This is a genomic window from Micromonospora sp. NPDC004540 (assembly GCF_040610095.1).
In the GTDB taxonomy this organism is placed as follows: Bacteria; Actinomycetota; Actinomycetes; order Mycobacteriales; family Micromonosporaceae; genus Micromonospora.
This window is the reverse complement of the sequence record NZ_JBEXLR010000010.1, coordinates 38,042-50,350: the sequence shown is the minus strand read 5'-3', so window position 1 is coordinate 50,350 and position 12,309 is coordinate 38,042. Positions and strand designations below refer to the sequence as shown.

Below are 12,309 nucleotides of genomic sequence, written 5' to 3'. Positions count from 1 at the left end.
GTCAGGAGAGGCGGAAGCGCGGGTCGTCGGCGTCGGAGAGGTCGAGGTGCGGGGTGACCGGCGTGCCGGGGTCGCGTTCCGCCGCCGCGCGGGCCACGCCGGCCAGGTCGCCAGCGGCGGCGACCTCGGCGAGGGTGACCAGGGTGGGCGGGAGCATGGTCAGCTCGCCGGCCTCCGCCCGGGCCAGGGCGTCCGCCGGGCGCAGCCACAGCGTGTGGTCGGCCTCGCCGGAGACGTCCCGGGTCCGCTGCCCCTCCGGCAGCAGGGCGACGAAGAAGTACGTGTCGAAGCGGCGCGGCTCGAACTCCGGGGTGATCCACCGGCTCCACGGCAGCAGCAGGTCGGACCGGAGGGTGAGCCCCTGCCCGGCCAGCAGGTCGGCGAAGCCGGTCCGCCGGGCCACCAGGTCCTGCCGGGCCGCCTCCCAGTCGTCGCCGCTCACGTCGCCCACCACGGTCCCGCCGTCCGGGCCGGCCAGCAGCACGCCCGCCTCCTCGAAGACCTCACGAGCGGCGGCGCAGACCACCGCCTGGGCGGCGTCGGGGGCGAGCCGGAGCCGCTCCCCCCAGCCGGCCGGCGTCGGGCCGGCCCAGTCCAGGTGGGCCTGCGAGTCGGAGCGGTCCACGCCGCCGCCGGGGAAGGCGTACATCCCGCCGAAGGTCATCGCGGCCACCCGGCGGATCAGGTACACCTCGAAGTCGGCGCCGGCCGGACGGAGCAGCAGCACGGTGGCGGCGACCCGGGGCACGGCCGGCACGCCGCCCTCGGCGCGGAACCGGCGGGCGTGCTCCACCAGGGCGGGGGGTGCGGCGAAGCCGTCGATCGTCATGACCCGAGCCTAGTTCCCGACGGCTGGACCGCTTCCCCGGCGGCTCGGCGCGAGGCGCCCGGGCGCTGTCCACGCGGCCGGGACGCCTTCGGCCGATCGAGCGGGTTCCGAGTGGAACAGGTGTGTCCGTCCGGGCAGCAGGAGCGGGGTGACCAGCAGGAGAACGCCGGAGGTGGTGATCGCGGCGAGGGGGCTGGTGAGTGTGGCGAGGAGGCCCCAGATCACCATGAGGGTGGCCTGCACGAGTTTGCTACTGACACTCCAGGTGGTGAGGACCTGGGCGGCATGGTCCGCGGGAGTCCGTTGCAGGCGTTCGGTGGCGTAGATCGGGTTGAAGATGGCCATGCAGGTGATCAGCAGCCCCTCGACGACGATGACGGTGAGGAGCCCGGTGATGCCGGGCTGGGTGAACGCGAGACCGAGCGGGAAGAGCGATCGCAGCCAGCCGGAGACGGTCAGGACCCGGTGCCGGCCGTGACGCCGCACGAGGCGCGCGGAGAGGCGGGCACCCACGAAGCCGCCGAGTGCCGGGATGCCGAAGGCGAGACCGTACTGCCAGGCCGGGAAGTGGTATTCGCCCAGCAGGAGGACGGCCAGCGGTGGGACGGTGGCCATGATCAGGCCGCCGACCAGGATCGAGTTGAGGAACAGGCACCGTAGTGCGCGGTCGTGGCGGATGAACCGCCAACCTCCGAGGAGGTCGGCTCCGCGCAACGTGCTGGCCGGTTCGCGGGGCGCCGCGACGTCGCCGCCGCGGATGCGGAGGACCCCGAGCGCGGACAGCAGGTAGCTGAAGGCGTCGACCATGATGGTGACGACCGGGCCGAGCAGCCCGATGAGCGCGCCGCCGAGCGGCGGGCCGGCCGCGGTCGCCACCCAGCTCGTGCCCTCGAATCTCGCGTTCGCGACCAGGAGCTGATCACCGCGGACGAGGTGTTTCAGGTACGCGCCGGATGCGGCGGTGAAGGCGATGCTCGCAGTTCCGGAGATGACCGAGACCACCAGCAGCTGGCCGTAGGACAGCAGGCCGAGGAAGTACGCGACCGGAACACTCGCCATCGCGAGGAACCGGGCCAGGTCCATCGCGATCATCACCGGACGCTTGGACCGGTGCTCGACCCACGGCCCGAGCGGGAACGCGATGATCGCCGCGACGGCAAGCCCGGCCGCCTCCAGAAGCGAGACCGCGAATGCCGACGAGTGCAGCACCCGGACCGCGATGAGCGGGAACGCTCCGAAGGCGATCCACGTGCCGTACGTGCTGACGGCGTAGGCCGACCACAGCCAGCCGAAACCGGGCCCCAGTCTCACGCGCACCTGACTCCTCCGAGAACAACCGATGTCCGGGTCCCCGGATCACATCGGTTGCCGGCGAGCGGGATCAAACAACCGCCTTCCGGCGAGCCACAACGATCGGTTGGGCGGTCATAGGCTGGCCCGGTGGATACCGAGGCGGTGCGCTCGTTCGTCCGGGCGGCCGGGCTCGGCCAGTTGCAACACGCGGCCGACGAGCTGGGCGTGACCCAGCAGGCGGTCTCGAAGCGGGTCGCCGCCCTGGAGCGCGAGCTGGGGGTCCGCCTGTTCACCCGTACGGCCCGAGGGGTCGAACTGACCCTCGACGGCCAGGCGTTCCTCCCACACGCCCGGAGCATCGTGGCGGGTGTCGATCGCGCCGTCAGCGCGGTACGGCCGGGCTCGCGGGCCCTTCGGATCGACGTGCTGGGCCTGCGCAGCGCGCAGGCCGTGCTTCTGCACGACTACTGGCGGTCGCATCCCGGAACCCACCTCGACGTGGTGACCCTCCGGGTCGACGACCCCCACGTGGCGGCCGCCGCCGTCCAGGCAGGCGATGTCGACGCCTCGTTCCGCACCGTCACCGATCCGGCCACGCTGCCGCGCGACGTGCGAATGATCCACGCCTTCGACTCCCCGCTGGAACTCCTCGTCGGCCCCCGGCATCCGCTCGCCTCCGCACGGACACTGACACCATCCCAGCTGCGCAGGCGTCGGATCTGGGTGCCGGGGATCGCGCCCCGGAGCGAATGGGCGGAGTTCTACGACCAGCTCGCCACCGCCTTCGACCTCCGCATCGACGCGGCCGGCCCGCACTTCGGTGACGAGGTGCTCCTCGACGCCCTCGCGGAATCCGCCGACGTGGCCACCCTCGTCGGCGCCCGCGACCGGTACATCTGGCCGACGTGCCACGACCTTCGCCGCATCCCGATCGTGAACCCGACGCTCGCCTACCCGCTCTCGCTCATGGTCCCCAGAACGAATCCGCACCCCGGACTTCGGGCGATCATCAACCACTTCGCGAGCCTGACACCGCTCCCCGGGACGGCCTGGCGTCCGTCCTGGGCGACGACACCCTCATTCCCGACGGGTGGATCTTCTGCCTGGCGCGGCGACGGCCCGGGATAGCGTGCCGGCATGACGCGTTGGGGAATCCTGGCCACCGGCAACATCGCCGCCCGTTTCGCCGAGGACCTGCGGCTGGTGCCGGGGGCCGAGCTGGTGGCGGTCGGCTCGCGTACCCGGGAGAGCGCCGAGCTGTTCGCGCGGCGGCACGACGTGCCCCGGGCGTACGCCTCCTGGGCGGAACTGGCCGCGGACCCGGACGTGGATGTCATCTACGTGGCCACCCCGCACGCCGCGCACCACGAGGCGGCCCTCACCTGCCTGGCCGGCGACAAGGCCGTGCTGGTGGAGAAGCCCTGCACGCTCGACCTGGCCACCACCACGGAGCTGGTCGAGACGGCCCGCGCCCGCGGCCTCTTCCTCATGGAGGCCATGTGGATGCGCACCAATCCGCTGATCCTCCGGGTGCTGGAGCTGATCGCGAAGGGCGCCATCGGTGAGGTGACCCACGTGCGGGCGGACTTCGGGACGGCCGGCCCGTTCCCGCCGGAGCACCGGATGCGGGCCCGTACGCTCGGCGGCGGCGCCCTGCTCGACCTCGGCGTCTACCCGCTCAGCCTGGCCCACCTGCTGCTGGGCGTACCCGATCACGTGCACGCCTGGGCGAAGCTGAGCCCGGAGGAGGTGGACGAGAACACCGGCATCGTCCTCGGCTGGGACTCCGGAGCGGTGGCGACGCTGAGCTGCGGGATGGTCGGCGCCACCGCGATCACCGCCGCGATCACCGGCACGACCGGTCGGATCGACCTGCCGGAGCCGTTCTACCGGCCGGGCGCCGCGGTGCTGCACCGGCTGGGCGCGGAGCCGGAGACCATCCCGGCCGACCTGACCGGCGGCGGCTACCAGTACGAGGCGATCGAGGTGCAGCGCTGCCTGGCGGCCGGGCTGATCGAGAGCCCGCTGGTGCCGCACGCCGCCACCCTGGAGGTGATGGCCCTGCTGGACGACATCAAGGACCGGATCGGCGTCTCCTACGCGTAAGGGGTCCCCCGCCATGGCGGGGGACCCCTCGGCGTCGGTCGCTCAGAACAGCGGACGGACCAGCAGGTACGCCAGGCAGGCGATGGCCGCGGCGGCCGGGAACGTGATGATCCAGGCGATCACGATGTTGCCGGCCACGTTCCAGCGGACCGCGGAGAGCCGCTTGGTCGCGCCGACACCCATGATCGCCGAGGTGATCGTGTGGGTGGTGGAGATCGGGGCCTTCAGCACCAGGGCGTTGAAGTAGAGCACGGCGCTGGCCACGGTCTCGGCCGCGAAGCCCTCGGGCGGGCCCAGGTCGATGATCTTCCGACCCAGGGTGCGGATGATCCGCCAGCCGCCCGCGTAGGTGCCGGCCGCCAGCATGGCCGCGGAGGTCCAGAACACCCAGCCGGGGATGTGCGTCTTGGACTCCTGGAAGCCGCCGGTGTAGAGGGCCAGCACGATGATGCCCATGGTCTTGGCGGCGTCCTGCATGCCGTGGCCGACGGACATGGCGGCGGCCGAGGCGGTCTGCGCCCAGCGGAAGCCGCGGTTGAGCTTGCCGGGCTGCCCCTTCCGGAAGAGCCAGATGATCAACAGCATCACCAGGAAGCCGAGCAGCAGGCCGACGACCGGCGAGAGCACCATCGGGATGAGGACCTTCTCGACGATGTTGCCCCACTGCACGATGCCGCCGGAGAAGAGGGTCGCGCCGACCAGGCCGCCGAAGAGGGCGTGCGAGGAGGACGACGGCAGGCCGAAGTACCAGGTGATCAGGTTCCAGGCGATCGCACCGAGCACCCCGGCGAAGACCACCCCCAGGCTCTCGATCCCGGTGGGCAGGGTGACCAGCCCGTCGCCGACCGTCTTGGCCACCCCGGCGCCGAAGTGCGCGCCGATGAAGTTGCCGACGGCGGCCAGCGCGAGGGCGACCCGGGGTGTCAGCGCCCGGGTGGACACGCTGGTGGCGATCGCGTTGGCCGCGTCATGGAAGCCGTTCGTGTAGTCGAACGCCATGGCGACCACGATCACCGCCAGCACGGCGATGAGTTCGGGACTCACAGGATCAGGACTCCTTGACCGCGATGGTCTCGACGGTGTTGGCCACGTGCTCGAAGGCGTCGCAGGCGGCCTCCAGCTCGTCGGCCACCTCCTTCATCTTCAGCACCGTGAGCGCGTCGTACTCACCGCTGAAGAGGCGGACCAGCAGCATCCGGTACGCCTGGTCACCGTCGTTCTCGAGGCGGTTGCACTCGATCCAGTAGTCTTCGAGATCCTTCATCGACTTCAGCCGGGGCATCGCCTCGGCGGTCAGCTTGGCCTGCTGGTCGAGGACGTTCACCAGCTCGTGCATCTCGCGCGGCAGCGACGGCAGCTTGGTCAGGCCGTAGAGGTAGAGCAGGTTGCCGACCGCCTCCAGGTGGTCCATCACGTCGTCGAGCAGCGAGCCCAGACGGTAGATGTCCTCCCGGTCGAACGGGGTGATGAAGGTGGAGTTGATCTTCTTGTAGAGCTCGTGGGTGATCTGGTCGCTGTCGTGCTCGACCTCGGTGAGCCGCTCGCTCACCGACTGGACCTCGACACCCGGCAGGGCCAGCTCGTTGAGCAGCTCGGTTCCCTTCACCAGGTTCTGCGCGGCCCTGGTGAAGAGCTCGTAGAAGGCGCCCTCGGTGGGACGGAAGGAAAACTTCACAGCACGGACCTCGTCGTGTCGGTGGAAGGGTGGCGGTCGCCCCGGAAGGCGTCTGCTCTGCGCATGCTAGGTACCCCGTGGAACCGGGCAACGCCCGGCCCACCCCTGGTCAGGCCCGATTCACCGCTCGTTCACCTGCTGTTCACCTTGCCCCGTGCCGCCCTCGCTCCGCAGCCGGTCCCGCTCCCGCGCGATGTCGAAATCGGCAGGCGGATACCCCAGATCCAACCCGTCGAACGTCTCCCTGAGCAGGTGCGCCACCGCCCAGTCGCGGTACCACTTCCGGTCCGCCGGCACCACGAACCAGGGCGCGTCGTCCGGGCCGCACCGCTCGATCGCGTCGGCGTACGCCGCCTGGTAGTCGTCCCACCGTGCCCGGGTGTCCAGATCGCTCGGGTTGTACTTCCAGTACTTGGTGGGGTCGGTGAGCCGCTCCATCAGCCGCTCGCCCTGCTCGGCGTACGAGATGTGCAGCATGACCTTCACCACGGTGACCGCGTTGTCGGCCAGTTCCCGCTCGAAGTCGTTGATCAGGTCGTAGCGGCCCCGCCAGGTGTCCTCGTTGACCAGGCCCTCGACCCGGGCGATGAGCACGTCCTCGTAGTGCGAGCGGTTGAAGACGCCCACGTAGCCGGGGGGCGGGAGGGCCCGGCGGATGCGCCACAGGAATTCGTGCCGCCGCTCCTCCTCGGTCGGCGGGCCGAACGAGCGGATGTGCAGGCCGAGCGGGTTCATGGCGCCGGCCACCCGCTTGACCGTGCCGTCCTTGCCGCCGCAGTCCATGGCCTGGAGCACCAGCAGCACCCGGCGCGGGCGGTCACCGTCGAGCTGGGCGCCGGCCTGGGTGGGCGCACTGGTCGCGCTCCCCGGGCCGGCGGCGCCCTTCGCGGAGGCGTACAGCATCTCCTGCTGCCGGCCGAGCTCCGCGCCGAGCAGCTCCACCTGCCCGCGCGCCCACTCCTTGCGCGCCCTGCCACGCCCGGCCGCCCCGGGCAGCCCCGGCGTCGACCGGGGATCCACCGCCGCCAGGTCCACCCCGCCCGGGCCGGCCCGGAGCAGTTCCCGCATCGACCCGCCCTCGGGCCGCACCACCTCGTCGACACCGCTCATCCCTCGATCCTCACCCACCCCGCCCGCCACCGCCTCCCGAGCGGGTGTCACCCAGGGCGGCGGCGCGTCCAGGGGTACGGGGAGAATGGGTGCACCGGGCGGGAGGGGCGCGACGTGCACGAGCGGGCGGCGGAGTTCGAGGCGGAACGCGGGCACCTGCTGGCGGTGGCCCAGCGGATGCTGGGCAGCCGGAGCGAGGCCGAGGACGCGGTCCAGGAGACCTGGCTGCGCTACGCGGGCGCGCTCGGCGACCCGGCCGCCCGGGAACAGGTCCGCGACCTGCGCGGCTGGCTCACCACCACCTGCTCGCGGATCTGCCTGGACGTGCTCCGCTCGGCCCGGGTGCGCCGCGAGGCGTACCCCGGTCAGTGGCTGCCGGAGCCGGTGGTGAGCGCGGTCCCGACCGCGGACGGGTTCGCCCCCGACCCGGCCGAACGGGCGGTCCGGGCCGACCAGCTCGGCACCGCCCTGCTCGTGGTGCTGGAGCGGCTGACCCCCGAGCAGCGGGTGGCCTTCGTGCTGCACGACGTCTTCGCCGTGCCGTTCGCCACGGTCGCCGAGGTGCTCGGCACCACGCCGGCGGCCGCCCGGCAGCTCGCCTCCCGGGGCCGCCGCGCGGTCACCGCGCCGGACGTCCCGCGGCACACGGCCGACCTGGCCGAGCAGCACAAGGTGCTCGCCGCGTTCGTGGCGGCGGTCGAGTCCGGCGAGCTGGACCGGCTGGTCGAGGTGCTCGCCCCGGACGTGGTGGTGATCGGCGACAGCGGCGGGCACTTCCCGGCCGCCCGTCGGCCGGTGGTCGGCGCCGACCTGGCGGGCCGCTTCATCCTCGGCCTCTTCGGCCAGGCCGCCCGGTACGGCGAGCGCCTGCACGCCCGGCCGGTGCTGGTCGACGGCGCGCTCGGCTGGCAGGCGGAGACGGTGTTCCGGGACGGGCGGCCGCTGCGGATGGTCACCTCGTTCGCCGTGCACGAGGGGCGGATCACCGGCGTGTTCAACCAGCTCAACCCGGAGAAGGTGGCCCACCTGAGCGGCGTCGAGGCCGAGGGCTGGCCGCCGCGCTACTGAGCCCGGCTCAGACCACCAGGGCCAGCCACTTGCGGTAGGAGGTGGCGAACGGCTCGGTGCCGTCGCCGAGCGCGCCGAGCAGCCAGCGGGCCGCGGCCTCGGCCTCGGCCACCACGTCGTCGGGGTAACCCCAGCGGGCCCGGTGCTCGGCGAACTCGTCCTCGTCGCGCAGCTCGACGAGGCCGGTCTCCCGCCGGCGCACCACGTCCAGGTCGAGGTCGACCAGGTGGACCGTCTCCTCGCCCTCCCAGCGCGCCGGTGTGGCGATGTCGCAGTAGACCTCACTGGTGCGCGGGGGCGGGTTGAACATGCCGGTCCACCAGCCGTGCCGGGGCACCAGCAGGACGAACGGGATCCGCTCCACGGAGGGCCGGCCGTGGTAGACCGACTCGGTGCCGGCCGGCACGCCGAGCCAGACGCCGAGGTCGTCCTCGGCGAGCCGGCGGGCCGGGTAGTCGCGGTGTGCGCTGCCGTCGTACTTGCGGTAGATCACGCGGACCACGTCGCTCGGCATGACTGGCACCCTAACCGATTCCGGCCACGCGACGCGATCGGCAGGTAACCGGACGCGACCTGCCGGCCACGCCACGCGGCGGAGCGACCCACCCCCTGTCGGCCGCGGCGGGTACGGTCGCACGGTGACCCCGCCCCGCACCGCCACCGGCCCCGCCGTCCCCAAGAAGCGCCGGGGCGGCAAGCCCGGCGGCGGCGAGCTGCTGGCCGCCGCGGTCGGCGCGGTCCCCGGCGGCGCGGCCCGCCCCGGCCAGCAGCAGATGGCCGAGGCGATCGAGCGGAGCATCGCCTCCCGCGAGCACCTGCTCGTGCAGGCCGGCACCGGCACCGGCAAGTCGCTGGCCTACCTGGCCCCGTCGCTGACCGTGGACGGCCCGGTGGTGGTCTCCACCGCCACCCTGGCGTTGCAGTCCCAGCTGGTCGACCACGACCTGCCCCGGCTGGCCGACGCGGTCGAGCCGGTGCTGGGCCGCCGCCCCACCTTCGCCGTGCTCAAGGGACGGCACCACTACCTCTGCCTGGCCCGGCTCGACAACTCGGTCGAGGAGGAGCCGGAGGACACCCTCTTCGACGCCCCGCGCCCGGGCGGCGGCACGAAGTGGCTCGGCGAGGCGGGCCGGCTGGGCAAGCAGATGCAGCGGCTGCGCGACTGGGCCGAGGAGACCGCCACCGGCGACCGGGACGAGCTGGACCCGGGCGTGGACGACCAGGTCTGGCGGAGCGTCTCGATGCCGGCCCGGGAGTGCGTGGGCGCCACCCGCTGCCCGTTCGGGCAGGAGTGCTTCGCGGAGGCGTCCCGGGCCCGGGCCCGCGAGGCGGACATCGTGGTCACCAACCACAGCCTGCTCGCCGTCGACATGCTCGCCGGCCGGCACATCGTGCCGCCGCACAAGCTGCTCGTGGTGGACGAGGCGCACGAGCTGGCCGACCGGGTCTCCTCGGCGGCCCAGGCCGAGCTGGAGCCCCAGCTCATCGACCGGTCCGCCCGCCGGGCCCGGCCGCTGCTCCGCCCCGACGTGGCCGAACGGCTCACCGAGGCCGGCGACGCGCTCGCCGTGGGGCTGGCCGAGGCGCCGGCCGGGCGGCTCACCAACGGCCTGCCGCCCGCGCTGCGCGAGGCGTGCACCCTGCTCGACGCGGCCACCCGGGCCGCGCTGGAGGCGATCGGCGACATCAAGGCCGACGACCCGGACCCGGTGCGCAAGCAGCAGGCCAAGGCCGTGCTGGACGAGCTCTCCACCACCGCGCAGCGGCTGCTGGAGGAGGCCGACCACGACGTGGCCTGGGTGGAGAAGCCGGAGAACGGCAGCCGCCGGGCGCTGGTGGTGGCGCCGCTCTCGGTCGCCGGCACCCTCGCCACCCACCTCTACGACGAGCGCACCGTGGTCGCCACCTCGGCCACCCTGGCGCTGGGCGGCCGGTTCGACACGGTGGCCCGGGCGCTGGGGCTGGACGCACCGCCGCCCGCCCCGCCCTCGCCGGCCGCCGCCGCGCTGGCCACCGCGGCCGCCGCCGGCCGGGCCGGCACCACGCCACCGGTGGCGAGCACCGACGGCAGCCGGGCGGCGATCGGCACCGTACCGGCCACCGAGGGGCCCGGCTGGACATCGCTCGACGTCGGCTCACCCTTCGACTACGCCCGGCAGGGCATCCTCTACGTCGCCGCGCACCTGCCCCGGCCCAGCGTCTCCGGGCTGCCCGAGGCGGCCGGCGAGGAGCTGCTGGCGCTGGTCGGGGCGCTCGGCGGGCGTACCCTCGGGCTCTTCTCCTCCCGCCGGGCCGCGCAACAGGCGGCGGAGCTGCTGCGCGCGCGCACCGATCTGCCGGTGCTGCTCCAGGGCGAGGAGGCGCTGCCGCTGCTGGTCCGCCGGTTCCGCGAGGAGCGGGAGAGCTGCCTGTTCGGGGTGATGTCGCTCTGGCAGGGGGTGGACGTGCCGGGCGACTCCTGCCAGCTCGTGGTGATCGACCGGCTGCCCTTCCCCCGGCCCGACGAGCCGCTCGCGGCGGCCCGGGCGGCGGCGGTCGACGCGGGCGGCGGCTCCGGCTTCGCGGCGGTGAGCGTGCCGATCGCGGCGGTCCGGCTGGCCCAGGGGGTCGGCCGGCTGATCCGGGCCACCGGCGACCGGGGCGTGGTGGCGGTGCTCGACTCCCGGCTGGAGACGGCCCGGGGCTACGGCCCGTTCCTGCGCCGCTCGCTGCCCCCGTTCTGGTACACCACCCGCCCCGACGTGGCGCGGGGCGCGCTGGAACGGCTCGGGAAGAGCTGACGCCCGCGCCTCCCCCGGTGGGGGCGACGCGGGCGTCCAGGGCTCCGTGCGGTCAGGGCGCCTGGGAGGCGACCACCACGGCGTCGGGCGGGGTGTCGGGGACGGTCCGCGCGGCGAGCCGGCGGATCGCGGTGTTGAGCACGGCGATCAGCGGCACCGAGACCAGCGCGCCCGCGATGCCGGCCAGCACCACCCCGGCCGCGATGCCGATGATCACGGCGAGCGGGTGGATGGCCACCGCCCGGCCCATGATCAGTGGCTGGAGCACGTGCCCCTCGACCTGCTGCACACCGATCACCACGCCCAGGATGATCAACGCGGTCACCGGGCCGCTGTCGACCAGCGCCACCAGCACGGCCACCACGCCGGACAGGGTCGCACCGACGATCGGGATGAACGCGCCCAGGAAGACCAGCGCGGCCAGCGGGAAGGCGAACGGGATGTCGAAGATGACCAGGAAGATGCCGATGCCCAGGGCGTCGATGAAGGCGACCAGCACGGTGGCCCGGACGTAGGCGCCGAGCGTCGCCCAGGAGGCCCGGCCGGCGTCGTCCACCTTCCAGCGGGCCTTCACCGGCAGCAGCCGGACCAGGAACCGCCAGATCTTGCTGCCGTCCCGGAGGAAGAAGAAGGTCGCGAAGAGCACCAGGACGGTGCCGGTGAGCACCTCGGCCAGGGTGGCCGCCGTGTTGAGCGCCCCGCTGGTGAACTTCTCGGTGTTGCCGTTGATCCAGCTCTGCGCCTCGTCGATGTAGCGGTTGAGCTGGCCGTCGGAGAGGTGCAACGGGCCGGTCTTGAGCCAGTCCTGGATCTGCCGGACACCCTGGGACGACTTCTCGCTCAGCTCCGGCACGCCCTGGATGAACTCGTTCACCACCAGGGTCAGCGTGCCGATCACCGCGGCCAGGCCGCCGACCAGCACCACGCCGGTGGCCAGCGACCGGGGCAGGCGGGCCCTGAGCAGCCAGCCGACCGCCGGGGCGAGCAGCGCGGAGAGCAGCAGCGCGACCGCCAGCGGGATGATCACGATGCGGATCGTGCCGACGATCTTGAGCAGCGACCAGGTGACGATGCCGACCACGATGAGCCGCCAGCACCAGGCCGCGGCGATCCGCAGCGCGTGCGGCACCTCCACGTCGTCCTGGCTGGTGGTCGTGGCGTGCGCGGGAGGCGGAGGCTCGGCCCCCACCACGGTCGCCGCCCGCGGCGCCGCCGGGCCCGGAGAGGAGGGCGAGGCCAGGCCGGGCTCCTCCGCCGACCGGTCCGGGTCGGCCCGCCGGGCCCGAGCCGACTCGCGGCCGGACTCGTACGCGCGGCGGAGCCGTCCGCGCATCCGCTCGAAGCGGCTCAAGCGCACCTCCCGCAAACTCGTCCGCCCCCGGGGACAGGAGGGGACAGGATACGTCCGTCCGCCCCACCCTAGGGCGACTGCGCCACACATTGCCCCC

11 protein-coding genes are annotated in these 12,309 nt (G+C 73.4%); 4 read left to right on the top strand and 7 right to left on the bottom strand.

Annotated features, from left to right (window positions below; translation table 11 throughout):
- Window position 1: 1 nt before the first annotated feature.
- Together ABZV78_RS05635 and ABZV78_RS05630 are read right to left on the bottom strand one after the other, a co-directional pair.
- Window positions 2-829, bottom strand: a complete 828-nt coding sequence (locus ABZV78_RS05635; RefSeq protein WP_355635601.1) for an NUDIX hydrolase — start codon at window positions 827-829, stop codon at window positions 2-4.
- 9 nt (window positions 830-838) lie between these two features.
- The gene (locus ABZV78_RS05630) at window positions 839-2,146 is read right to left on the bottom strand and encodes an MFS transporter (RefSeq protein ID WP_355635599.1); all 1,308 of its coding nucleotides are present in this window, start codon (window positions 2,144-2,146) and stop codon (window positions 839-841) included.
- A 123-nt stretch (window positions 2,147-2,269) separates the two neighbouring features.
- Between ABZV78_RS05630 and ABZV78_RS05625 the strand changes: the two genes are divergently transcribed.
- Together ABZV78_RS05625 and ABZV78_RS05620 are read left to right on the top strand one after the other, a co-directional pair.
- Window positions 2,270-3,250 carry a LysR family transcriptional regulator gene (locus ABZV78_RS05625; RefSeq protein ID WP_355635597.1) on the top strand — a complete coding sequence of 327 codons (981 nt, stop codon included), beginning with the start codon at window positions 2,270-2,272 and terminating at the stop codon, window positions 3,248-3,250.
- 9 nt (window positions 3,251-3,259) lie between these two features.
- Window positions 3,260-4,228 carry a Gfo/Idh/MocA family oxidoreductase gene (locus ABZV78_RS05620; protein ID WP_355635595.1) on the top strand — a complete coding sequence of 323 codons (969 nt, stop codon included), beginning with the start codon at window positions 3,260-3,262 and terminating at the stop codon, window positions 4,226-4,228.
- Between the two features lie 42 nt (window positions 4,229-4,270).
- Here the strand turns inward: ABZV78_RS05620 and ABZV78_RS05615 are convergent, their stop codons facing one another.
- The 3 genes from ABZV78_RS05615 to ABZV78_RS05605 form a co-directional block, all read right to left on the bottom strand.
- Window positions 4,271-5,272, bottom strand: coding sequence for an inorganic phosphate transporter (locus ABZV78_RS05615; protein WP_355635593.1), 1,002 nt, complete (start codon window positions 5,270-5,272; stop codon window positions 4,271-4,273).
- Between the two features lie 4 nt (window positions 5,273-5,276).
- On the bottom strand, window positions 5,277-5,903 hold the full coding sequence (locus tag ABZV78_RS05610) for a DUF47 family protein (RefSeq protein WP_091267422.1): 627 nt from the start codon (window positions 5,901-5,903) through the stop codon (window positions 5,277-5,279).
- A 120-nt stretch (window positions 5,904-6,023) separates the two neighbouring features.
- The gene (locus ABZV78_RS05605; protein WP_355635592.1) at window positions 6,024-7,013 is read right to left on the bottom strand and encodes a PPK2 family polyphosphate kinase; all 990 of its coding nucleotides are present in this window, start codon (window positions 7,011-7,013) and stop codon (window positions 6,024-6,026) included.
- A 114-nt stretch (window positions 7,014-7,127) separates the two neighbouring features.
- Here ABZV78_RS05605 and sigJ point away from each other — a divergent pair, with 114 nt between their 5' ends.
- Complete coding sequence (gene sigJ, locus ABZV78_RS05600) at window positions 7,128-8,081, top strand: RNA polymerase sigma factor SigJ (protein WP_355635590.1); 954 nt, start codon at window positions 7,128-7,130, stop codon at window positions 8,079-8,081.
- A gap of 7 nt (window positions 8,082-8,088) precedes the next feature.
- On the opposite strand, the gene ABZV78_RS05595 is transcribed toward sigJ, so the two are convergent.
- Complete coding sequence (locus tag ABZV78_RS05595; protein WP_355635588.1) at window positions 8,089-8,595, bottom strand: DUF402 domain-containing protein; 507 nt, start codon at window positions 8,593-8,595, stop codon at window positions 8,089-8,091.
- A gap of 124 nt (window positions 8,596-8,719) precedes the next feature.
- Between ABZV78_RS05595 and ABZV78_RS05590 the strand changes: the two genes are divergently transcribed.
- A complete protein-coding gene (locus ABZV78_RS05590) occupies window positions 8,720-10,861 on the top strand; it encodes an ATP-dependent DNA helicase (RefSeq protein ID WP_355635586.1) in 2,142 nt (713 codons plus the stop codon).
- 52 nt (window positions 10,862-10,913) lie between these two features.
- Here the strand turns inward: ABZV78_RS05590 and ABZV78_RS05585 are convergent, their stop codons facing one another.
- On the bottom strand, window positions 10,914-12,194 hold the full coding sequence (locus tag ABZV78_RS05585) for an AI-2E family transporter (RefSeq protein WP_355635699.1): 1,281 nt from the start codon (window positions 12,192-12,194) through the stop codon (window positions 10,914-10,916).
- Between the last annotated feature and the right edge of the window lie 115 nt (window positions 12,195-12,309).

Excerpts from the sequence above, each read along its gene's own strand:
- ABZV78_RS05635 (WP_355635601.1), bottom strand. The coding sequence starts at position 829 with ATGACGATCGACGGCTTCGCCGCACCCCCCGCCCTGGTGGAGCACGCC.
- ABZV78_RS05595 (WP_355635588.1), bottom strand. The coding sequence starts at position 8,595 with ATGCCGAGCGACGTGGTCCGCGTGATCTACCGCAAGTACGACGGCAGC.
- ABZV78_RS05585 (WP_355635699.1), bottom strand. The coding sequence starts at position 12,194 with ATGCGCGGACGGCTCCGCCGCGCGTACGAGTCCGGCCGCGAGTCGGCT.
- ABZV78_RS05620 (WP_355635595.1), top strand. The coding sequence starts at position 3,260 with ATGACGCGTTGGGGAATCCTGGCCACCGGCAACATCGCCGCCCGTTTC.
- ABZV78_RS05605 (WP_355635592.1), bottom strand. The coding sequence starts at position 7,013 with ATGAGCGGTGTCGACGAGGTGGTGCGGCCCGAGGGCGGGTCGATGCGG.